The sequence below is a fragment of the Paenibacillus tuaregi genome (assembly GCF_900086655.1).
In the GTDB taxonomy this organism is placed as follows: domain Bacteria; phylum Bacillota; class Bacilli; order Paenibacillales; family Paenibacillaceae; genus Fontibacillus; species Fontibacillus tuaregi.
In genome coordinates this window covers 2,469,234-2,491,330 of sequence record NZ_LT575476.1, presented here as the reverse complement: position 1 = coordinate 2,491,330, position 22,097 = coordinate 2,469,234, and the positions used below count along the sequence as shown (strand labels likewise).

Sequence of the window (22,097 nt, the reverse complement as noted above, 5' to 3'; positions counted from 1 at the left end):
GATAACATTGATTCATCGGAGCTTACGGTTCTTCCTGGTACAGCTCCTCCCATTCCCTGCGAAGCATGCTCATTTCGAGCATACTCCAGTACTCATTGCGGTAAAGAGTTTTCTCCCGCATCAGGCCTTCCTTTCTGAATCCTGCAGACAGGTACAGCTGGATAGCCGGCTTGTTAAAATCAAATACCCCCAGCGTAATCCGGTGCAAATTCAGTGCCTGAAATCCAATCCTCAACATTTCCACAATCATCGCCTTGCCAATTCCCCGTCCCCGGTAATCCGGATCTCCAAGAATGACCCGGCTGATCCGTGCGGACCGGTTCCTCCGGTCAATCTGTGATAAGCTGATATGACCGATACTCTCCCCGCTGTCCCTGTGTATGACTTTGAAGATCAGCTTATCTGATTTCCAGGGAAGATTTGCGCCTTCCATATAAGTGCGCATGTCTTCTTCTGTCAATGGATACGACCAGTTCCCTCCCGCCCACTGCAGCTGAAAAGCTTCGGAAGCCGACCACCGCTGAAGCAGGTGGAAATCCCGGTCATTGAAATATACAAAGTCCACCAGATCGGGGTCCCGTACTGGAGCCCTGAATTCCCACTGCTCATACAGATTATATTCACGTCCATTCTTCAGGGCGGTCCCCATGTAGCGGAAGCCCAGGCGTTGATAGAAGCTGTTCAGCTTCAAGTTCTGGGCTAAACAGTCGAGGCGCAGACCCTTGCCGCCATTCTCACGCGTACGGTTCGAGGCCCACTCCACAATACGGGCGCCAAGGCCCCCACTGCTATAGGCCCGTCTCACTGTAAGGCGGTGCAAATAGTTGTATCCTCTGGAATTTCGCATTCCCCAATAATCGGGGTCGCTCTGCTGTAATGTAAACATGGCTGCAGGCTGAGTCTGAGCGTATACGATATAGATTTCCCTATACTCGAAATAAGACAATATCTCTTCCATTGTAAATTGTTCGGGTGTCCATTGATAAATACCTTGCGAGATCATCCATTCTGCGGCTTCAATCAACATTTGGCAAATCAGATCAGCGTCTTCTCGTTCTGCCAGGTGAATATCGAACTGTTGGTCTGGCAGTTTCAGCACTCCTGTAGGCTTGCTCATGACAGATCATCCTCTTCTCCCGAATCGTACACATTACATAACGGATAGCTCATCCTCTTCCTTATTTAATTCATCCAGCAGCGGCAGCCGTACACTCACCGTGGTTCCGACTCCAAGTTCACTGCGCATCTCCATGTCCCCGTTATGCAGCTCGACCAGCTGTTGACTTATCGCAAGTCCCAGGCCTGTTCCCCCACCTTGATGGTTAACCTGGAAGAAACGGTCCTTCACGCGGCGCAAATGTTCCTCACTAATCCCGATTCCACTATCAATAACCTCAACAACCGCCCATTCGTCCTTAACGCTGATATCCAGATGAATCCAGGACTCCTCCGTAGAGAACTTAATAGCGTTATCCACCAGGTTCAGAAACACCTGCTTGAGCCGGTTACCATCGCCTAAGACCATGACTGTCTTCTCGGTATGTTCATCCAGCTTAATCTTAATACGCTTCTGTTCAGCCTTAGCCCAGACATTCAGCATCGTCTCCTGAAGAATCTCCTTCAGGTTAACATGGCCGATGACCAGCTTCATTTCATTCTGTTGAAGCTTCGAGAAATCCAGCATTTCCTCTACAAGCCCAATCAGCCGGTCCGTCTCTTTCGCGATAATCTGCATCCCAATCTTCGTCTCCTCCGGATCGAAGCCCCCCGAAGTCAGCGTCTCACTCCAACCCTTAATCCCCGTTAGCGGAGTCCTGAGCTCATGCGAGATCGATGAGATGAAATCATCCTTTATCTGATTGCCGCGCACGATCTCCTGGGCCATATAGTTCAGCGTGCTGGCGAGCTCGCCAAGCTCATATTTATATTCACCCTTAACGCGGACATCGAATTTACCACGCGCCAGCTGAGCGGATACCGCCCTGATGTTATTGATCGGCTTAACGATCGAATTGGCAAGTCCCATGCTGAACAGCAGAACTACCGCAAGAATCACCACACCAACCAATGCCGCAAGCAGGGTAATATTCAATAGCTTGGAGTTAATCGGCTCCATGGATGTGATATATCTTATGACATATTTGTTCTCCCCCATCACCTGTATGGGACTCGATACAGCCATAACCATTTCTCCGGTCCCCGGTTCACGGCCAATCCATTTGCCAATGTTATTCGTCAGCGCTTGGGTTAAGTCACTGGTCTGAACCGGCTGATCCGGCTGGAAAGAGCTGTTGGTGATCAAGACGTCACCTTTGCGGTTAAGGACCTGGAGCTCCGTACTAGCCAAGGCAAACCGGTTCAGGATATCCCGGTAATACTTAAGGTTCTCACTTTCCGTATTCTCCGTATTGGTATTGTTATAATTGTCCGTTACCATTGCGGCATGATTGGCAATATGGCTGTACACACTATCATAATAATAAGTCCGGATGGCAAACATGAAGATAATTTCGACCAATAGAAGGGTCATAAATACTACGATAAAATAGTGAAGAACGATCTGACGACCGATCCCTTTGCTGATCATTGACCCTCGCCCTTCCACTTATAGCCGTGTCCCCAAACCGTCTGCAAATAGGCCGGATCAGACGGGTTCGTCTCAATCTTTTGCCGGATTCTCCGGATGTTCACATCTACAATCTTAGGATCTCCCATATACTCCTTGCCCCATACATGATCCAGAAGCTGATCCCTGCTAAGAGGGGTGTTCTCCTTCTCCAGGAAATATTGAATGAGCGAGAACTCCGTTGGAGTCAGCTCAATCATGGTACCATCCTTCTTAAACTGCTTGGTAATCAGATCCAGCGTGAAAGGACCAGAGGTGAAAGATACCTTGGCACTGGTCTCTCTATATACATTAACCCGCCGGAGCAGGGAATGAATACGGGCGATCAGCTCCGTAGGACTAAAGGGCTTGCTGACATGGTCGTCCGCCCCTACGGACAAGGCATACACTTTATCCTGCTCCTGAACCTTGGCTGTGAGGAAAATGATGCCGATCCTCTCATTCGTCTCCCGGATGCGCCGGCAGACTTCGAAACCGTCGATGCCCGGCACCATCACGTCAAGAAGTGCAATATCGATGTCCGGAACGCTGGTCAGCTTGCTCAAGGCTTCATGGCCGTCGGCCGCTTCCAATACTTCAAATCCGTTGCGTTTCAGATTGATGACAATAAAGCTGCGGATGGACTCCTCATCCTCCAGAATAAGTACTTTACTCAACACATAACATCCTCTCTATATAGAAACAAATCACTATCTTATATTTTTCTTGATCATATCTGAGCCATAATTCGTCTTGTACGCAATAATCTGGTCGTTATCGCGCTTCAGCATGGACCATTCGTTCTTAGAGCTTTCCCACTGAGATGCCGGTATGAATTTGATCTCCGCAACCTGCTCGTTATCACTCAACTTCACAAACCGCAAATATTGGTCCATAACGGAATTCGGGTCCAGCGTAATCTTGTTCTTGAGATCATCCGGGAAATTAAACACAAACCGCCCCTCAGGATCGAGGTACTGCTCCTTAATTAACTTCATGTTCTTGAGATCTTCCGAAGGTACGGTCTCATCCCATTGATAATAATCCAGAAAACGCGGAGGTTTATCAAGGATGACCTTCTCCCACCCGGGAGGGACACGAAGCCTTCCCATCTCCAGAATATCGTCGTCATTAACGTCCGAGCTGCGGATAGGCATATCGTTCAGGTTGTCATCCTGATCGATGACATTCACAAGCTTGTTATTATTTAACACAATCAGAGTGGAATAAGCGGAATGCGTCAAATACGAAGCATCCAATATAATCCCGTGCTTGTTCTTCGTGACCTTACCGGCTATCGCATTCAAATATCCGTTGATGTTGTTGCCTAATTCAAGCTGGTCCAACGGCTCGGCTTGATTGTTAGCCTTGATCTGATAACAGGTCACCGTATTGTAATCATTTTGCTTAAAAGCAACTGTGGTCAGTTCGACGAGATCATCATTGTTCAAGTCATCCAACAAGTAAATGGTGTAAGGAGCCTGCAGAATCTTCTCCACCTGGCCTCCGTTATACGCATAAACAGCAAGTGTGTTCGGGTCCGTTGGATCTACCACCCCGAAGGCAGCTATGATCTCCTTCTTCCCGTCATGGTTAAGATCCTTATACTCCAGAGACAACAGATTCTTGCCTGCCGCCTCGAATTTCTGTTTGACAACCCACGCATTACCCTCTTCTTCAAGAATCATGCCCTGTGCGTTGCGGTCCCCTTTCAAACTTTCAAAAAATACAACTGCTTCCAAATTGCCGTCATTGTTAAGATCTGCCGTCTGAATCGAGCTGATCGAATTCCCGTCCCTCGTCTGCAGCCTCATCTCCTGCGGAGTATAGGCATCCACCGCACTCCTCAATGACTGCTGACTCGATAACAGTTCAGGGGGCTTCATTAACAATTTGGGATCGGTAATAAGATCACAGCCGCTTAACACAGCAAGACATAAACATCCTACTGCGATAAATATCCACCTTGCATTCACCAACCCAATCACTCTTTTCATCCTATATCAGCTGCTTCTCTTCCTGGGTCAGTCTTCTCCCTGTCACATCCCACTGCAGCCGTCCTTGATTTAGTCCCCAGAGCCTTGTACAGTATTTCTCCGCAAGCTCCAGTGGAAGAACGGTAATTACCGTTGCCTTTTCTTCCTTACATAAATTCTTTAACGTATCAAGCACCTTTTCAGTTGCGAATTTATCTAAACCAATTACTGGTTCATCCGCGGCGATCAGGTTCGCCCCGTGCACGAGCGCCCGGCAAATGGCGACCCGCTGCCGCTCGCCTCCACTTAATTTGCCTGCTTTGACGTGCGCTTTATCCAGAAGTCCGAATTTTTCCAGCTCATCCATGGCCCCCATGTAATCATCCGAACGAATCATACCAGTCACCCTCCGGATCAGTGGCGTCTGGCCGGCCTGACCAATTATCACATTCTTCAATGCCGTTTTCTGAATGTTCAGCTCAGGGTTCTGTTCCAGATATGCAAATTTGGACCGGAACTTAGATGAGCCTCTTCCCCCAGACTTAATGATCTCCTTGCCATCAAACACATATTTGCCTGAATTCCAGGGCATCCGCAGGGCAAGACTGCGCAGAAGGGTACTTTTTCCGCTTCCGCTTGGACCCACTACCCCGATCATTTCCCCTTGCTCAAACTGCAGATTAATATCCTCCAAAATCTTCTTCTTCTCTGCACCCACAGTGATGTTCAACTGACTGACTTCAATCATGCCCAGCTCTCCTTTATCCCCCTAAATCTCTATTCTTTATTCTATCTTATCTCTATCTTGTTTGAAAGCATCGCAACTGCGGTAATAATCAGGTGGTCAATTGTTTATAGTGGACAACTCACAGGCGCAAGGGGGATAATGGATAAAGAAAGCAATTTGGGGAGGTTACCTTTCACATGGCTTATAATGTAAAAGTAGACGTATCTCCAGTCTACGAACTGCTTGGAAGCTTCCTGGTTCATGTCGTCCGCAAATGGACAAGTAATATGGATATGGGACCGGAATGGATAAGCACCATTGAATCACGGCTTGACGAAGCTACCCGGGCTGCATTTGCAGAGGCGGCTTCCTGGCCATTTGATGATTATGACGTGCTGTACGCATGGGCGGTGGAGCGCGGTCGGAACAACGAAATCCTGGACTTCCTCAAAGATCTGGAACTATCCAGCCCAGAGCAGTTGTGCGGCAGGATCATACAATACATACCAGGGCTAACACCCGAGAAATCAGCATTAATCCGCAACAATTATGTCCCCCTGCTTCATATCTGGTATGACGTTTATTTTAAGGATATTGAACCGCTATACGTTCCTCTTCTTGAAGAGGACGCTGCTGAGAAACTTACGCTGCTTGATAAAATGGAAGCCGAAAGCCTGATCGATTATGCATCCGGCGGATTGGTGGTGCCTCAGGAGCTGCCAATTGAGCAGGTTATCCTGCTTCCCATTATCCACTTGCGTCCCATCAACACGTATTGCTTCTATAACAATATGCTGCTGATTCAGTACCCTGTGGATTTGCCGCTGGAGGACCCAAATGAGGCACCTAACGTCCTGCTGCGTCTTACCCGGGCATTAGCCGCGCCAGAACGGCTTCGTCTGCTTCGTTACCTGGCGAATGAGCCCAAGACGCTCTCGGAGATACAGCTGTTTCTGAATGAGTCGGAAGAGAATTTGATGGTTCATTTAAGACAGCTGAGAATAGCCGGTCTTCTACAGGTTCATCTTGGTGGAAATAATCAGGAGAAGTTCTGTCTCCGGCCCGATGGGATATCGGAGCTGCAGATTTTCCTGGAATCCTACATCCAAATATAACGCGGCTAAGCTTGATATAATAAGCAGATCAGATCTACATAAGAGAGGAGCACCCTGCTTTGAGCGCTTATACGTTAAGACAGCACATTATTTTTGACATGGATGATACCCTCATTCACTGCAACAAATATTTTGAAATGATTTTGAGCAGATTTACCGACATCATGCTGGATTGGTTCCAGGAATACCGCCTGACCGGGAAAGAGATCCGGGACAAGCAGATTGAGATTGATGTGGCTGGTGTCCTGAAATCCGGATTTGCCAGCAAACACTTTCCTCTGTCGTTGATTGAGACCTATCACTACTTCTCCAGATTAATCGGCCGTCCCATTCAGCTTGCTGAGGAGAACCACCTGATGGAGCTTGGGCTGAGCGTATATGAGCAAGAGATTGAACCCTATCCAGGCATGGTGGAGACCTTGGAAGTGTTGACCCGCCAAGGACACGAGCTGATCTTGTATACAGGCGGGGAGCAGGCGATCCAACAGCGGAAGATCGAGCAAATGAAGCTGGCTGCTTATTTCCAGGAGCGGATTTATATCCGCCAGCACAAAAACCAGGAGGCCTTGGAGCAAATTCTGTCCTCCCGCCATTTCGACAGAGACAATACCTGGATGATTGGCAACAGTTTGCGGACGGATATTATTCCCGCTCTAGCCGCTGGAATTAATACGATCTATATCAAACTTCCGAATGAGTGGGCCTACAACGTCGTTGAGCTTAAGAATAAACCTTCAACCGCGATGTACACCGTATCCTCCCTCGAAGAAGTCCCCGATATTATCGCGCAAAGCATCAGCGTCAAACCAAACACCAACAAACGGACCCTTTAGAGCAGGGTCCGTTTGTTTCATTTTATTCCGCTTTGTCCAGGGCAAGCTGCCCTGTCTCATGATCCAGCAGCTTGATGCGGGCCTTGTAGTCCATATCTCCATCCTTGAAAGTCAGAAGCTGAGTTTGACCCTTTTCAAGCAGGGCGGTCAACATACTCTGGGAAACCTTCTTGCCTGAGAACTCCTTCCAGATGACGAATCCGCACCCCGCCTTGAAATGGGTGCATCCGTACCCCTTCTTGCCTTCAATCAGCTGTCCACCGCACCCCGCCCGCGGACAAGGTCCAAGCGGTTGACGGACGGATGAAGAAGCTCCCGCCGTGGCCGTAACTTTGGTTTGACTGGCCATCCTGGAGCCTGCTTGCGATGCTGGCCGTTTGGCTGCGCCGGCCTGTCGCCCTTTGCCGGCAGGCTCCGCCTCCCCTTCGAAGCGGGAAGGCGGAGCCATGGGCTGCGAGCGCACCTTATCAATAATGGAGACCGTAAACTTCTTGACGTTCTCCATAAATTTCTCACCGGCTGCCTCGCCCCGTGAAATTTGGTGCAGACGCCGCTCCCACTGGCCCGTCATCTCCGGCGAAGTCAACAGCTCAACTCCAGCATGGCGGATCAGTTCAACCGCGGTCCGGCCTTTTTGCGTGACCGTTATTTTCTTGCCCTGCATGGTAATGTAGCCGACCTTCTTGAGCCGTTCGATCGTGGCGGCCCGGGTCGCTGGCGTACCCAAGCCGGCATCTTTCATGGCATCCCGCAGCTCTTCATTCTCCAGCTGCTTGCCCGCGCTTTCCATCGCTTTCAAAAGCGTACCTTCTGTATAGGCTTTAGGAGGCTGAGTCGCCTTCTCTTTTACCTCGGCTTTACGGCAAACTACAGGCTTGTCCGGGTCCACCTGGAACGGTTCACTAACAAGCTGCTCCGCTTCCTCTTCTTCATCCTTCTTCTTGCTTTTGGAACCGGATTTACGGCCTTCCTCGGTTCCCTGGCACACCTTCCAGCCTAACGACAGCAGTTCTTTAACATTGGTCTTAAAGATCTCGCTTTCAACTTCAGTAAGCACCGTGTGCTGTTTGTACTCAGCTGGGGGATAGAATTGGGATAGGAACCGCCGGATCACAAGATCATACACGTTCTGCTCCTCCGCGCTTAAAGAGCCGGCCCGTTTTAGAGTTGGAAGAATCGCATGGTGATCTTCCACACGTGCAGGATTGCAAACCGATTTGTTATTTTTGTGTACCAGTCCAGGGCTGGCGCCGTTAGCCAATTCCTGATAGCTTGTAGACTTCAGCATATGAAGAGCTTTGTGCATCCCCTCAATATTCTGCTCCGTAACATAGTTCGAGCTGGTACGCGGATAGGTGATCACTTTATGCTTCTCATACAGCGCCTGTGCGATATCGAGCGTCTTCTTCGCAGAGTACCCGTATTTCGCATTAGCTTCCCGCTGAAGCAGGGTCAGATCGTACAGCTTGTAGGGGTACTCCTTTGTATCCTTAACCTCGTACCCAGTAATCCGGCCTTCCTTCCCCTTCACCTTACCCGCAATCCGCTCCGCCTTCTCCTTATCTGTCAGACGGTCACCCTGCCAGGACCCGGAATATACCCGGTCCTCCTGATGAAATTCCGCTTTAATCTCGTAATACGTGAGAGAATCAAAGCTTTCGATCTCTTTCTGCCGATCGTAGATCAGAGCCAGAACCGGAGTCTGGACCCTCCCTACAGACAGCAGCTCCTTATGTTTGGTAGTGAACGCTCTCGAGGCATTCATGCCCACAAGCCAGTCGGCCTCGCTGCGGGCCCTTGCGGCAACAGTTAGGTTGGCGAACTCCGAGCTGTCCTTAAGCTCGGCAAAGCCCTTCGCTATACTCTCCGCAGTCAAATCGGAAATCCACAGCCTTCTTACTGGCTGGGTCAACCGAAGCTGCTGCTGGATCAAAGCGAAGATGTATTGGCCTTCCCGCCCGGCATCACAGGCATTTACGATCCGGTCCGCCCGTTTGGCCAAATCCCCGATAATTTTGAGCTGATCCTTCGTCTTCGGATTCGGCACAATCTTGAAATGCTCCGGCAGAATCGGCAGATCCGCGAAGTTCCATCGTTTATATTTGGGATCATAAGCATCCGGCTCGGCAAGACCCAGCAAGTGCCCGATCGCCCAGGTAATGATATACTGCTCTCCCTCGAGATAAGACCGGTTATTCTTCGCCTTCGGTTCAATGACCGCGGCAATGGTCCGTCCCATATCCGGCTTCTCTGCGATGACTAACGTTTTCATGGTGAGACGCTTCCCCTCTCCCAAGATCTTCTCGGCAAAAAAAGAGCCGCGCACAGCGCAGCCCCGTTGCATTCTATTATTATATCATTACACCAGAACCGTTGCACCCATCAAATACTTATCGACTTCACGGGCAGCTTCGCGTCCCTCGTTGATGGCCCATACCACAAGGCTCTGACCACGGCGCATATCGCCAGCAGCAAATACTTTGTCCACATTGGTGTTGTATTTGCCATAACGCGCCTTCACATTTGAACGACGGTCCGTCTCCAGAGACAGTTCATTGATGATCGTGTTCTCCGGTCCGTCAAATCCGATCGCGATCAGCGCTAGCTGAGCCGGGAATACGCGTTCCGTACCTGGAATCGGCTGATAAATCTTGCGTCCGGTTTCATCGACAATCCGCTGAATTTGAACGGTATGCAGCTCCTTCAGGTTGCCCTGCTCATCCCCCACAAACTTCGTGGTCATGATGGAGAACTCACGCGGATCTTCCCCGTAAAGTGCCTTGGCTTCCTCTTGGGCATAATCCAGCGTGTATACGTTCGGGAACTGCGGCCAAGGGTTTTGGATCGGGTCCCGCTCGAGCGGAGCCTTTGCATGTGTACCGAACTGGGTGATGCTCTTGCAGCCATGACGAAGCGAAGTAGCCACACAGTCAGAACCGGTGTCCCCACCTCCGATAACGATAACGTCTTTGCCTTCTGCGGACAAATAATCGCCATCTTGCAGGCCGGAGTTCAGATAGCTGCGAATCGTGCCGTTAAGGAACGGCATGGCATAATGCACTCCATTCAACTCGCTGCCTTCAATATTAAATTCCCGTGGTTTGGTCGCCCCTCCGCACAGGACTACCGCATCAAACTCATCAACAAGCTGCTGCGCAGGAATATCCCTGCCAATTTCCGTGTTGGTGATAAATTTCACCCCTTCTTGGACCAGAAGGTTCACACGTCTCTCTACAACGGACTTATCCAGCTTCATTGTCGGAATTCCATACATTAGAAGCCCACCGACACGGTCTGCCCGCTCATATACCGTTACCTCATGACCTGCCTTGTTAAGCTGTGCTGCACAGGCAAGACCCGCTGGTCCAGAGCCAACCACGGCTACACGCTTACCTGTACGCTTCTCGGGCGGCTGTGCTACGACCCAGCCTTCTTCAAAACCGCGCTCGATAATAGCTTCTTCAATCGTCTTGATTGTAACCGGCTGTCCGATCAAACCTACCGTACAGGAGCCCTCGCAAGGGGCTGGACATACACGGCCCGTAAACTCCGGGAAGTTGTTCGTCTTATGAAGACGGTCAAGCGCATCCTTCCATTGTCCACGGTAAACCAGATTATTCCACTCTGGAATCAGATTGTGGACCGGGCATCCCGAGGTTCCCCCAGTCATATCGATTCCGGTGTGACAGTATGGTGTACCACAATCCATACACCGGGCTCCTTGTGTCCGGAGCTCCTCTTCCGAAGCATGTTTATGGAATTCCTCCCAATCCTTAACCCGTTCAGAGGGACTGCGGTCTCCCGGAAGCTGTCGCTTAAATTCCATAAACCCCGTAGGTGTAGACATCTTACTTTCCCCCATCTCTATATTCGTATATCTATACGGAAGTAGAATGCAGCCATCACAAGCCATCCCATCTTCACCATAAAAAGAACAAAGCACAGTTTAACCGCCCTGTTCCCTTTATATTATATGATTAAAATTAATCAATAAAAGTAGAACAACTGATTATATAGATCCAGACAGCCGGGTGACAAGTTCTTCCGATCGCTGTTGTTCATGGATTTCTTGGTTAAAACATTTGCTATAAGCTGAGATCCGTTCACAAAGGCGAGCGCTACGCTTCTCCAGAATCCTTCCACCCTTTGCCTACTTCTATACTGTTAAAATATTTTATCACTCACGACAAAGCATATTAATGGACTTTATTCATAATAGTTTGCATTATTGCGCAACTGCTTTAACGCGTTCATAGGTTACAAACCGATAATCATATGGATTCTTCTCGTCCCGAATTCCCTGTACCTCATCCGTGAGCTTGAACGAGGACCAGTCCAGTTCAGGAAAGACTACATCCCCTTCGATATCCTCATCGATAAAGGTAACCAGCAGGCGGGTGGCATATGGCAGGAAATGCTCAAACACTCCCGCTCCACCGATGACCATAAGTTCCTCTCCGGGCCCGGCCAGCTCTAAGGCTTCAGACATGGAATGCACAGTCTCCGCTCCATCTGCCTGAAATGACTTGTCCGTTGTCAGAATCACATTCCGGCGGCCTGGAAGCGGCTTTGAACCGATGGATTCCCACGTCTTTCTTCCCATCAGCATCGTCTTGCCGATTGTCTGGGCCTTGAAGAAAGCCAAATCCGCAGGCAGCCGCCACGGCAGCTTGTTGTCCCTGCCGATTACACCCCCCCGGGCCATGGCCCATATCAGTGTAATACCCATCATTTGACCCCCTTTTTCAAAATGTCTAAACGGTCTTCTGTCCGCTTCCACCATCCGTTGTCACACAGTAGAGTTAGACGGACACCGGCGCCTTAATAGCCGGGTGGTACACATAGTTTTCAAATTCGAAATCCTCATACTTATAATCAAAAATAGACTCGGGCTTCCGCTTGATGACCAGCTTCGGCAGTTCATATGGTGTACGGGTCAGCTGAAGCTGCACCTGCTCCAAATGATTGGTATAGATGTGCACGTCCCCGCCGGACCAGATGAACTCTCCAACCTCAAGATCACACTGCTGAGCCACCATATGTGTGAGCAGAGCATAACTTGCAATATTGAAGGGAAGTCCCAGGAACGTGTCCACCGAGCGCATGGTCAGCATACAGCTTAATTTCCCGTCAGCCACATAGAATTGAAACACAAAATGGCATGGCGGCAGCTTCATATTCTCAATCTCAGCCACGTTCCAAGCACTCACCAGATGACGGCGGGAATCCGGATTGTTCTTGATGCCCTCGACCACGTTGGTGATCTGATCAATCACACGGCCATCCGGGGTCTCCCAAGAACGCCATTGGGAGCCATACACAGGACCGAGATCCCCGTTCTCATCCGCCCATTCGTCCCATATCCGGACTCCGTGTTCCTTCAAATAAGCGATGTTGGTGTCCCCTTTAAGGAACCACAACAGCTCATGAATTACTGATTTGAGATGAATGCGTTTGGTTGTAACCAGCGGGAACCCTTTGGACAGATCAAAGCGCAGCTGACGACCAAAGACCGAGATTGTTCCCGTACCTGTGCGGTCGTCTTTCCGGGTCCCGTGTTCCTGAATATCCTTAAGCAAATCCAAATAATTTTGCACGATCCACACCTCCGACTTTCTCTTATGTAATATATCATGATGCCGCCCATCTTGTTAACAGACAATAAAAAGAAAGGCAAGAACGCGGGCTGCGTTCTTGCCAAAATATGTTCAATTTCGCTTAAGAGACCCGTGTCCATGTGCACATAGGAGTAACAAGATTAACGGGAAATGACGTGGATTGGATGACCTTCCACAAGCTCTGCAGTCTCCATAACAATCTCACCAAGTGTTGGGTGAGCATGGATTGTAAGGGAGATATCCTCAAGAGTTGCTCCCATCTCGATGGCCAGGCCAAGCTCGGCAATCAAGTTGGATGCTTCAATACCTACGATTTGTGCGCCAAGAACCAGGTTGTTCTCTTCATTCGCTACAATTTTAATGAATCCGTCTGGAGCATTCAGAGAAGTTGCACGGCCATTACCCGCAAACGGGAATTTACCGGCTTTCACTTTGAAGCCTTTCTCCTTAGCTTCCTTCTCGGTGTAGCCAACACTGGAGCATTCAGGATCTGTAAATACAACAGCCGGAATCGCTTTGTAGTCAACTACAGATGGCAGGCCAGAGATCGCTTCTGCGGCCACTTTACCTTCGTAAGAAGCTTTGTGGGCCAGCGCAAGACCTGGAACAATATCGCCAATCGCAAAGATGTTCGGGTTGGTTGTGCGTCCTTGATGGTCAACTTTAACCAGACCACGGTCGGTCAGTTCCACACCCGCAAGATCAAGACCCAGATCGCCATCAGTATTTGGACGGCGTCCAACAGTCACCAGCAGATAGTCTGCAGTAACTTCTTTGCTCTCTCCGTTGACGGAGTATTTCACAGTCACGTTCTTATCTGTCTGCTCAGCACTTTCCGCCTTCGCATTTGTCACGATTTCAATGCCGGTCTTCTCCATGCTCTTCGCAACAAGACGGGTCATGTCCTTGTCGAAGCCAGGAAGCACAGTGTCCAGACCTTCAATGATCGTTACTTTAGTTCCGAATTTGGAGAACATTTGACCAAGCTCGGCACCGATGTAACCACCGCCGATAACGACGAGGCTCGAAGGAATCTCTTCAAGCTGCAGCGCTTCGGTGGAGGACAGGATACGGCCGCCGAATGGGAACGGCTTAAGTTCAATCGGACGGGAACCTGTTGCCAGGATACAATGTTTGAACCGGTAGCGTGGGGATTCGTGTTCATTGAAAGCACGCGCTTCGGTTTCGTTAATGAACATAACCTCACCGCTGAATACCTCGATCTTATTGCCTTTCAGAAGTCCAGCCACACCTTGAGTCATCTTCTTCACAACACCATTTTTGAAAGCTTGGGTTTTGGAGAAGTCAACCTTTACGTTGTCTGCGGAAATCCCGAATGCGTCGCCATGCTTGGCAGCTTCATATTGGTGAGCCGCGGAGATCAGAGCCTTGGATGGAATACATCCACGGTTCAAGCACACGCCGCCAAGCTCGGATTTATCCACGATTACTACTTTTTGTCCCAGTTGGGCAGCACGAATGGCTGCCACATAACCGCCGGGACCGGCACCTACGACCAATGTATCGATATCAAGAGAAGCGTCTCCTACTACCATTACTTACACCTCCATAACCAGCAGCTCAGGATTAGCGAGCAGTGATTTAATGTAGTTCATAAAGTTTTGAGCTGTTGCACCATCAATCAGACGGTGGTCGAAGCTAAGGGACAGAGCCATTACTGGAGCAACTACGATTTCACCGTTCTTCACAACTGGTTTCTCGGAAATACGTCCAGTACCCAAGATAGCTACCTCAGGATAGTTAATGATTGGGGTAAAGAACATACCGCCGGCAGAACCGATATTTGTGATCGAAATTGTGCTGCCTTTCATTTCGGCAGGGCTCAGCTTGCCTTCACGGCCGCGTGCAGCCAGGTCACGAATAGCGTCAGCAATCATCCAGATGCTCTTACGGTCAGCATCTTTAATGACTGGAACGATCAAGCCGTTATCTGTATCGGTAGCAATACCGATGTCATAATGCTTCTTGTAAACAATTTCGTTGTTCTCTTCGTCAATGGAAGCGTTAAGCGCCGGGAATTGACGGGAAGCCGCAACCAAAGCTTTAACGATGAACGGCAGGTAAGTCACTTTCGTGCCTTTCTTCTCGGCGATTGGTTTCATGCGGGTACGGAACGCCACCAGCTCAGTAACATCCACTTCGTCCATGATAGTAACGTGAGGAGCTGTGTACGCCGATTTAACCATAGCATTGGAAATCGCTTTGCGGATTCCTTTGAATGGAACGCGCTCTTCTTCCAGATGCACAGCACCTGTTGAAGCTGCCGCTGGAGCTGCTTTGGCTTCAGATTTAGCTTCTTGAGCCGCTGGAGCTGCAGCCGCACCGCCGCCGTTCTTGAAGGCTTCAACATCTTCTCTGGTGATCTTGCCAGCATTGCCTGTACCCGTTACTTGAGTCAGATCGATGCCTTGCTCACGTGCGAATTTGCGAACGCTAGGTGTAGCAAGCACTTCCTTGTTCGGAGCCGCAGGAGCAGGTGCGCCAGCTGCATCGCCTTGCTTAGCTTCGGACGGGCTGTCAGAAGCAGGGGAAGATTTCGTATCCGCTCCGCCTTTCGCCGCATCAGCCTCTTGGCTTCCGTGCTGTTCAGGGGCGCCTTCTTGCTCAGGAACTTCGCCTTCAGCATCGATAACGGCAACTACGTCGCCAACGCGGAAGATCGCGCCGTCTTTACCGAATACTTCTTGAACTGTACCGTTCACAGGACAAGGAACTTCTACTACTGCCTTGTCGTTTTGCACTTCCATGATGATGTCATCGTCGGTTACTTTATCCCCTGGCTTGATGTGCATTTTGATAATTTCGCCTTCATGCAATCCTTCGCCCAGTTCCGGGAAACGATATTCAAATTTTGCCACCTAGAAGACCTCCTTATAGTCCGGTTGTTAATTAAAATTCAAGTACTTTGTTTACTGCGGAAATCACACGAGCTGGAGATGGAAGCCACTGATCCTCGATTTGGGCAAATGGATACACGGTATCCGGACCTGCCACACGAAGAACTGGCGCTTCGAGGTGAAGAATAGCCTTCTCATTGATTTGAGCAATAACTTCCGCAGCGATACCCGCGGATTTCTGAGCTTCCTGTACAACGATGGCACGGTTGGTTCTCTTAATGGACGCCACAATGGTGTCGATATCCAGAGGAACCAGGGTGCGCAGATCGATAACCTCAGCTTTAATGCCCTTTGTTTTTTCAAGTTCTTCAGCCGCTTTAACTGCGGTGTGAACCATCAGACCATAAGCAATGATGGTAACATCGGAGCCTTCTTTAACCACGTTCGCCTTGCCAAGTTCAACAGTGTACTCACCATCTGGAACTTCAGCACGGAAAGCATGGTACAGATTAAGGTGCTCCATGAAGAAGACAGGGTCATTATCGCGAATCGCGGAAATCATAAGACCTTTAGCATCGTATGGGTTGGAAGGGATTACTAGTTTAATACCCGGTGTTTGGGCAATCAATCCTTCCAGGGAATCCGTATGAAGCTCAGCCGCTTTAACACCGCCGCCAAATGGCGTACGGAATACGATAGGCGCATTGTAGCGGCCGCCGGAACGGTAGCGCAGACGCGCAGCTTGAACCAGAATCTGGTCAAGAGCTTCAAAGATAAAACCTACAAATTGAATCTCGGCAACAGGACGGAAGCCCTGGATACCAAGACCGAACGCCAAACCGCCAATCGCGGATTCAGCCAGCGGCGTATCGAATACGCGCTCTTCCCCAAACTCTTTTTGCAGTCCTTCGGTTGCGCGGAATACGCCCCCTACATTACCTACGTCTTCCCCGAAAAGCAGGACATTGGCATCGCGTTTCAATTCCACGCGCAATGCATCGCGAATCGCTTCTTTCATGTTCATTTGTGCCATTGCTAGATATCCTCCTATAAGTCAGGATTGGTTCCTGATTCAATGAAATAAGTTGAACCTCACCGGCATAAACCGGCAGTGCAATAACTCCCCTTCCGGTCAGTAAAAAAACAAACGGGGAGTATTCGCGGGATATATTATTGGAAGTCAGCCTTTTGCTCTTCCAGATATTTCGGAGTGGTTTCGAACATGCTGTCAATCAAGCCTGGAACCGTCATTTTCTCGGTTTGTTCCGCTTTCTTGATCTGCTCGTTCACTTTTGCTTTCGCTTCTTCTTTCACACGGGCAGTATCTTCTTCAGTCCAAAGACCTTTCTTCTCCAGGTACTTGGCAAGACGTGCAATTGGGTCCTTCTCACTCCACTCGCCTTCTTCTTCCTTCGTACGATACTTGGAAGCATCATCAGACAGGGAATGCGGACGGAAACGGTAAGTAACCGCTTCGATCAAGGTAGCACCTTCGCCGTTGCGGCCGCGCTCAGCAGCTTCTTGAACAGCTTTGATTACGGCAAGAACATCCATACCGTCAACCTTCACGCCTTTAATACCGGCTGCAACCGCTTTGTGGGCGATGGAAAGAGCCGCAGTCTGCTTGGAGAATGGAGTAGTGATCGCATAACCGTTGTTTTGCACAAAGAAAATAACCGGCAGCTTGTAAACACCGGCATAGTTCAGACCTTCATAGAAGTCACCTTCGGAAGATCCGCCATCCCCTGTATAAGTAATTACGACCTGCTTTTGTTTTCTGAGCTTGTAGCCCATTGCAATCCCCATTGCATGCAGGATTTGTGCCCCAATGATAATTTGCGGCATAAGTACATTGACACCTTGAGGAATTTCACCGCCGTGTTGATGCCCACGGGAATACAGGAAGGCTTGATACAATGGAAGACCGTGCCATACGATTTGTGGCATATCACGGTATCCAGGACATACAAAGTCATCTTTCTCTAGCGCAAACTCACTGCCAACCATAGTAGCTTCTTGGCCGGATACCGGCGCATAGAAACCAAGACGTCCTTGGCGGCCCAAGTTCACAGCACGATCATCCCAAGTACGGGTAAATACCATACGGTACATAATTTCTTTCAATTGATCATCAGTCAAGTCAGGAAGTTTATCTTTGTTTACGATTTCACCAGCAGGTGAAAGTACGGACAGCGTGTCAACGTCCTCCGTATATACTTCATAAGGAACCTTGCTCATTATCTTCACCTCGATAAAAAATTTGAATATCATGTTCCACTGTTATAGAATTATTATACATCTGTTTCACCACTTAAGTCAAAGGATATACTTTAAAATGTGTTCAACCCTGATTTTTGTATGTATAACAGATGAACAATAATTGTATAACACATTAAAAAAGGAAATCCTCCCTTTTTCCAAGACATGCCTAGGGGTATCTTACCTGATCAGGCTTTCAAAAGCAAAATATCAAGAGACGGAGCGTGAACCATCCATGACCGATTCGCGGTACCTAAAACGGACGATTGTGAAAGAAGTCATTGACAGCAAGTTCTTGGGGGAACAGCGTTCTTTGCGCATTTATCTTCCTCCAGGTTACAACGAAATCCTCAGCTATCCTGTAATTTATTGCCAGGACGGTGAGGAATTTTTCAATTACGGCCGCATTGCGACCACGGCCAACCAGCTTATCCTGGATGAAGGAATCGATCCGTTTATCGTAGTTGGAGTTGAAGTAGACACAAAGGTCCGGACAGCGGAATACGCCCCATTCGGCCATAGGTTTGAGGCCTACACATCCTGTTTCACACAAGAAATCATTCCCTTTGTTGAACGCAATTATCCGGTTAGAACCCAGCGCGAGGAGCGGATATTGGCGGGAGATTCACTTGGCGGTACCGTATCCCTGCATCTGGCTATGAAAAATCCGGAGCTGTTTTCCAAAATCATCAGCCTTTCCGGTGCCTTCTATATTCCGACCCAGGAACTCGTGGTTCAGGAGAGCGATCTCTCAGGCTTGTCCCTGTATATGATCGTCGGCCTTCAGGAACGGGACTATCAGACAGATACCGGTATTTATGATTTCGTGGAACTGAACCGGAACACCAAGGCCCTGCTTGAAGCACGGGGAGCCAAAGTCCACTATCTTGAAAAGGACGGCAAGCACCTGTGGGGCTTCTGGCAGAAGGAGCTTCCCGAAGCGTTGATGTATTTCCTTAAATAAAATGGTTCAGCGTGAAAACGCCGGAAGTCGATGCATATCGATTCCGGCGTTTTCTTGTTCCTATACACTTTTAAAGCAAATTTGCCATTATGAATCCACATGCTGTGAATGCGGGGTGTATTCTTTGAGGGAACGTCTTGGAAGCTTCCATTTATAATGAACGGACAGCATTCTAAACAAGACTACCGCGGCGAACAGCAGCAGGAGCTGCCAAGTGTTCTGGGCAATTCCGAACCCTACGACCGCTCCACCCACCATTGCCCACACAGCATAAATTTCATCACGCAGCACTAGCGGCTTGCGTCCAGCCAGCAGGTCGCGGATAATCCCTCCGCCGATTCCGGTGAGGACCGCCGCCACAATAACAGCGCTCATCGGGTGATGCATTTTGGTTGCATAAAGCGCCCCCTGTATGGCAAAAGCCGAAAGTCCGATAGCGTCAAAAAGCGCCTCCGTCCTTTTCCAGTGATGAATCCATTTGAGCGGAAGCACAAAGGCCACAAAAACTGACAGGTTCGCCAAAATAATCAAATCCCCCTGGGTCCAAAGCGTGGTCACCGGCACTCCGATGAGCACATTGCGGATGATCCCCCCGCCAAATGCGGTTACCAGGCCAAGAACAAGCACGCCAAGAATATCGTACTCCTCCTCCATCGCCACAAAAGCTCCAGACATAGCGAAGGCGATAGTTCCGATAATACTGAAAATATCAAAAATATGCATCTGTTCTCTGCCCCTACTCTCTCGACTCTTTGCACGACTTTTTTATTGTAATCCGGCGCTTCAAAATTGTGCAAGACATAAAGTTGTCCTATACTTAAGAAATAGAACTTACGTTAAGGTGAGAAAGGAAGTGCAGCATGGCGCCAAAACGGGTTTTAATATTTACGGGTGGGAATATCAGTCCGGACAGCATCAAGGAAATCCGGCAGGACGACTTCATCATTGGAGCGGATAAGGGGGCATTATTCCTTGTTCAGAATGGCATTAAACCCGACATAGCTGTTGGAGATTTTGATTCGGTTACCGCTGAGGAGCTTGAATTGGTTCGTCAGAGCTGCGGGGAAATTATCGTGTGTGATCCAGTGGACAAAAATCTAACCGATACAGAGCTGGCTTTCGATATGGCCATTGACCAGCAGGCACCGGAAGTCATTATGATAGGGGCCATGGGGTCAAGGCAGGATCATTCTCTCTCCAATATTCAGATGATGCTTCGGGGGCTGCAGCATCAGGTTGTCAGCTCCATTATAGATGAGCATAACTACATTACACTCACAGGCTCTTCATTGGTTGTTGAAGACCGGGGATTTACATACGTCTCGCTTCTTCCTCTTACACCTGAAGTTACCGGCATTACGCTTAGCGGATTTATGTACCCTTTGCAAGATGCCACCATTAAGATGGGGCAATCCTTAGGCATAAGCAACCGGCTTACCGGCCAACAGGGGAAGATTCAGATTGAGAGCGGACTTCTATTGGTCATCCAAAGTAAGGATTGACTGTATCTATTACAATGACAACATTGTAATTCTCCAAATTAAAAGTTTCAAACGGTAAAAAGCAAAGAACCCTTGTCCCTCAAGGGTTCTTTGCTTTTGTTTTACAATGTAAACGCTGTTAAAGTTAAAGATTTTGTAACTTTAATGATATTTTAATAATTATCCTCAACCTACTGCCAGGCCTGGCCCGATAAGGCCATCTCCAAATTATAGGTGGTAAATAACCTGCTATACTACAGCCATACCCAACAGAAAAGAAATTTGGAGGTACAACATGAGAACACAGAATACATTATTCCAAAAAGTATTGACTCTAGGGCTGTGTGCTGCAGTCACTTCTATAGGATTCTTTGCAACAGGTGCTGCTTCCGTCCATGCTGCTTCATCTACGGTATCCGTTCAGGCAACCGCAACTTCTAAAGCTCAAAAAGCGATCACCCTCGGTAAACGATACCTGGGCGTACCTTATAAATTCGGTGCTTCAACTTCTACTACACGGAACTTTGACTGCTCTTCCTTTACGAAATATGTGTTTAAGTCTGTTGGAGTTACCCTGCCCCGTACGGCAGCTGAACAATCCAAGTCCGGTGTGGCCGTATCCCGCTCGAACCTGAGAGCCGGCGATCTCGTATTCTTCTCCAGCGGCAGCCGTGCCAATGGCAGAAATGTGACTCACGTGGCCATCTATGTAGGAAACGGGAAAATTCTGCACACTTATGGCAGCCCGGGTGTGACGTACTCTAACCTGAATGCCGGCAACTGGGACCGCACTTATCTGAAAGCACGCCGGGTTCTTTAATTAGAACAAAGAACAAAGAACGGCTATCCTAATCCTACCAAACAAGCTGATCCTGTCTGACAGGGCCAGCTTGTTTTTTCATATTATTAATGAATCATGTAGCCCATTCCCCGCACGGTATGGATGATTTTACGGGGATACCCCCGGTCAATCTTGGTTCTCAGATGACGGATATATACGTCAACGACATTGGTATCCACCCGGAAATCATAGCCCCACACTTCCTGGAGCAGTTCCTCTCGGCTGCACACATGATTCACCTTCCGCAGCATGAAACACAGCAGCTCGTATTCTTTCGGAGTCAGCTTGATATGAGTATCTCCGCGAAATGCTTTCCGGCTTTTTAAGTGAACGGTCACATCTTCAAAGTTCAGCACTGTCTCCGCAGGGCCCCTGGCCATATAAAAAAGCTCCAGCAGCTTACGAATCCGCGCCAGCAGCTCCTCAGGCGGCCTCGTCAAATCCACATAGTCATGGGCACCTTCCTGAAACGCCTTTACAAGCTCTGAAGTTGAAAGATCCATGGTCAGTACGATCACTGGACATTGTATGGCAGATGCGCCGTCTTTTAGCTCACGTAAAAAATCAAAAACATCCATATCCTTCAGTTGCGTGCTTGTCAGAACCAATGTGGGGATTTCTTGCCGAATCCTATCCAATGCCTCGATGCCGCTCTCAGTATGTCGTATTTCAAAACCCGCCTGATTTAAAGCTGATGTCAGCTCCTCACACGCCCCATCCAGCTCACCGACAATCAGTATCCACTCATGTAAGACGGTGTCCGACCTCCTTTTGTGCCCTTGCTTATTTTGGCACACAAAAAGAAATCCATACTTCTCGC

20 protein-coding genes are annotated in these 22,097 nt (G+C 49.0%); 5 read left to right on the top strand and 15 right to left on the bottom strand.

All coding sequences use genetic code 11. From position 1 onward, the window contains the following. Positions 1-22: 22 nt before the first annotated feature. The 5 genes from BN6628_RS25640 to BN6628_RS11500 are packed head-to-tail and all read right to left on the bottom strand — an operon-like array spanning position 23 to position 5,329. Positions 23-1,117, bottom strand: coding sequence for a GNAT family N-acetyltransferase (locus BN6628_RS25640; protein WP_082926882.1), 1,095 nt, complete (start codon positions 1,115-1,117; stop codon positions 23-25). A 33-nt stretch (positions 1,118-1,150) separates the two neighbouring features. Further along, positions 1,151-2,587 (bottom strand): sensor histidine kinase, encoded by a 1,437-nt coding sequence (locus tag BN6628_RS11515; protein WP_068617517.1) that lies wholly within the window; start codon positions 2,585-2,587, stop codon positions 1,151-1,153. Then, on the bottom strand, positions 2,584-3,282 hold the full coding sequence (locus tag BN6628_RS11510; RefSeq protein ID WP_068617515.1) for a response regulator transcription factor: 699 nt from the start codon (positions 3,280-3,282) through the stop codon (positions 2,584-2,586). The genes BN6628_RS11515 and BN6628_RS11510 overlap by 4 nt, the downstream gene beginning before the upstream one ends. A gap of 33 nt (positions 3,283-3,315) precedes the next feature. Continuing rightward, the gene (locus BN6628_RS11505; protein ID WP_068617513.1) at positions 3,316-4,602 is read right to left on the bottom strand and encodes a hypothetical protein; all 1,287 of its coding nucleotides are present in this window, start codon (positions 4,600-4,602) and stop codon (positions 3,316-3,318) included. Between the two features lies 1 nt (position 4,603). Continuing rightward, the gene (locus BN6628_RS11500; protein WP_068617511.1) at positions 4,604-5,329 is read right to left on the bottom strand and encodes a phosphonate ABC transporter ATP-binding protein; all 726 of its coding nucleotides are present in this window, start codon (positions 5,327-5,329) and stop codon (positions 4,604-4,606) included. A gap of 176 nt (positions 5,330-5,505) precedes the next feature. Between BN6628_RS11500 and BN6628_RS11495 the strand changes: the two genes are divergently transcribed. Further along, positions 5,506-6,423, top strand: coding sequence for an ArsR/SmtB family transcription factor (locus tag BN6628_RS11495; protein ID WP_068617509.1), 918 nt, complete (start codon positions 5,506-5,508; stop codon positions 6,421-6,423). Positions 6,424-6,482: 59 nt separating this feature from the next. After that, the gene (locus BN6628_RS11490) at positions 6,483-7,256 is read left to right on the top strand and encodes an HAD family hydrolase (RefSeq protein ID WP_328586953.1); all 774 of its coding nucleotides are present in this window, start codon (positions 6,483-6,485) and stop codon (positions 7,254-7,256) included. A gap of 22 nt (positions 7,257-7,278) precedes the next feature. Here the strand turns inward: BN6628_RS11490 and BN6628_RS11485 are convergent, their stop codons facing one another. The 8 genes from BN6628_RS11485 to pdhA form a co-directional block, all read right to left on the bottom strand. Further along, positions 7,279-9,528, bottom strand: coding sequence for a type IA DNA topoisomerase (locus tag BN6628_RS11485; RefSeq protein WP_068622218.1), 2,250 nt, complete (start codon positions 9,526-9,528; stop codon positions 7,279-7,281). A gap of 87 nt (positions 9,529-9,615) precedes the next feature. Further along, positions 9,616-11,103, bottom strand: coding sequence for a glutamate synthase subunit beta (locus tag BN6628_RS11480; RefSeq protein WP_068617508.1), 1,488 nt, complete (start codon positions 11,101-11,103; stop codon positions 9,616-9,618). Positions 11,104-11,481: 378 nt separating this feature from the next. Next, positions 11,482-11,985: a dihydrofolate reductase gene (locus BN6628_RS11475; protein WP_068617505.1), complete on the bottom strand. Its 504-nt coding sequence runs from the start codon at positions 11,983-11,985 to the stop codon at positions 11,482-11,484. A 73-nt stretch (positions 11,986-12,058) separates the two neighbouring features. Beyond that, positions 12,059-12,853 carry a thymidylate synthase gene (thyA, locus tag BN6628_RS11470; RefSeq protein WP_068617503.1) on the bottom strand — a complete coding sequence of 265 codons (795 nt, stop codon included), beginning with the start codon at positions 12,851-12,853 and terminating at the stop codon, positions 12,059-12,061. 161 nt (positions 12,854-13,014) lie between these two features. Continuing rightward, positions 13,015-14,430 (bottom strand): dihydrolipoyl dehydrogenase, encoded by a 1,416-nt coding sequence (gene lpdA, locus BN6628_RS11465; RefSeq protein WP_068617502.1) that lies wholly within the window; start codon positions 14,428-14,430, stop codon positions 13,015-13,017. 3 nt (positions 14,431-14,433) lie between these two features. Next, on the bottom strand, positions 14,434-15,753 hold the full coding sequence (locus tag BN6628_RS11460) for a dihydrolipoamide acetyltransferase family protein (protein WP_068617500.1): 1,320 nt from the start codon (positions 15,751-15,753) through the stop codon (positions 14,434-14,436). Between the two features lie 31 nt (positions 15,754-15,784). Then, positions 15,785-16,765, bottom strand: a complete 981-nt coding sequence (locus BN6628_RS11455; RefSeq protein WP_068617498.1) for an alpha-ketoacid dehydrogenase subunit beta — start codon at positions 16,763-16,765, stop codon at positions 15,785-15,787. Positions 16,766-16,902: 137 nt separating this feature from the next. Further along, on the bottom strand, positions 16,903-17,970 hold the full coding sequence (gene pdhA / locus BN6628_RS11450; protein ID WP_068617497.1) for a pyruvate dehydrogenase (acetyl-transferring) E1 component subunit alpha: 1,068 nt from the start codon (positions 17,968-17,970) through the stop codon (positions 16,903-16,905). A gap of 256 nt (positions 17,971-18,226) precedes the next feature. Between pdhA and BN6628_RS11445 the strand changes: the two genes are divergently transcribed. Beyond that, a complete protein-coding gene (locus BN6628_RS11445) occupies positions 18,227-18,955 on the top strand; it encodes an alpha/beta hydrolase (RefSeq protein WP_068617495.1) in 729 nt (242 codons plus the stop codon). 87 nt (positions 18,956-19,042) lie between these two features. Here BN6628_RS11445 and BN6628_RS11440 read toward each other — a convergent pair whose 3' ends face one another. Continuing rightward, a complete protein-coding gene (locus BN6628_RS11440) occupies positions 19,043-19,678 on the bottom strand; it encodes a trimeric intracellular cation channel family protein (protein ID WP_068617494.1) in 636 nt (211 codons plus the stop codon). 137 nt (positions 19,679-19,815) lie between these two features. On the opposite strand from BN6628_RS11440, the gene BN6628_RS11435 reads away from it, so the two are divergent. Next, positions 19,816-20,457 (top strand): thiamine diphosphokinase, encoded by a 642-nt coding sequence (locus BN6628_RS11435; RefSeq protein WP_068617492.1) that lies wholly within the window; start codon positions 19,816-19,818, stop codon positions 20,455-20,457. A 274-nt stretch (positions 20,458-20,731) separates the two neighbouring features. Next, positions 20,732-21,256 carry a C40 family peptidase gene (locus tag BN6628_RS11430; RefSeq protein WP_068617490.1) on the top strand — a complete coding sequence of 175 codons (525 nt, stop codon included), beginning with the start codon at positions 20,732-20,734 and terminating at the stop codon, positions 21,254-21,256. A gap of 86 nt (positions 21,257-21,342) precedes the next feature. Here the strand turns inward: BN6628_RS11430 and BN6628_RS11425 are convergent, their stop codons facing one another. Continuing rightward, positions 21,343-22,074, bottom strand: coding sequence for a response regulator transcription factor (locus tag BN6628_RS11425; protein WP_068617488.1), 732 nt, complete (start codon positions 22,072-22,074; stop codon positions 21,343-21,345). Between the last annotated feature and the right edge of the window lie 23 nt (positions 22,075-22,097).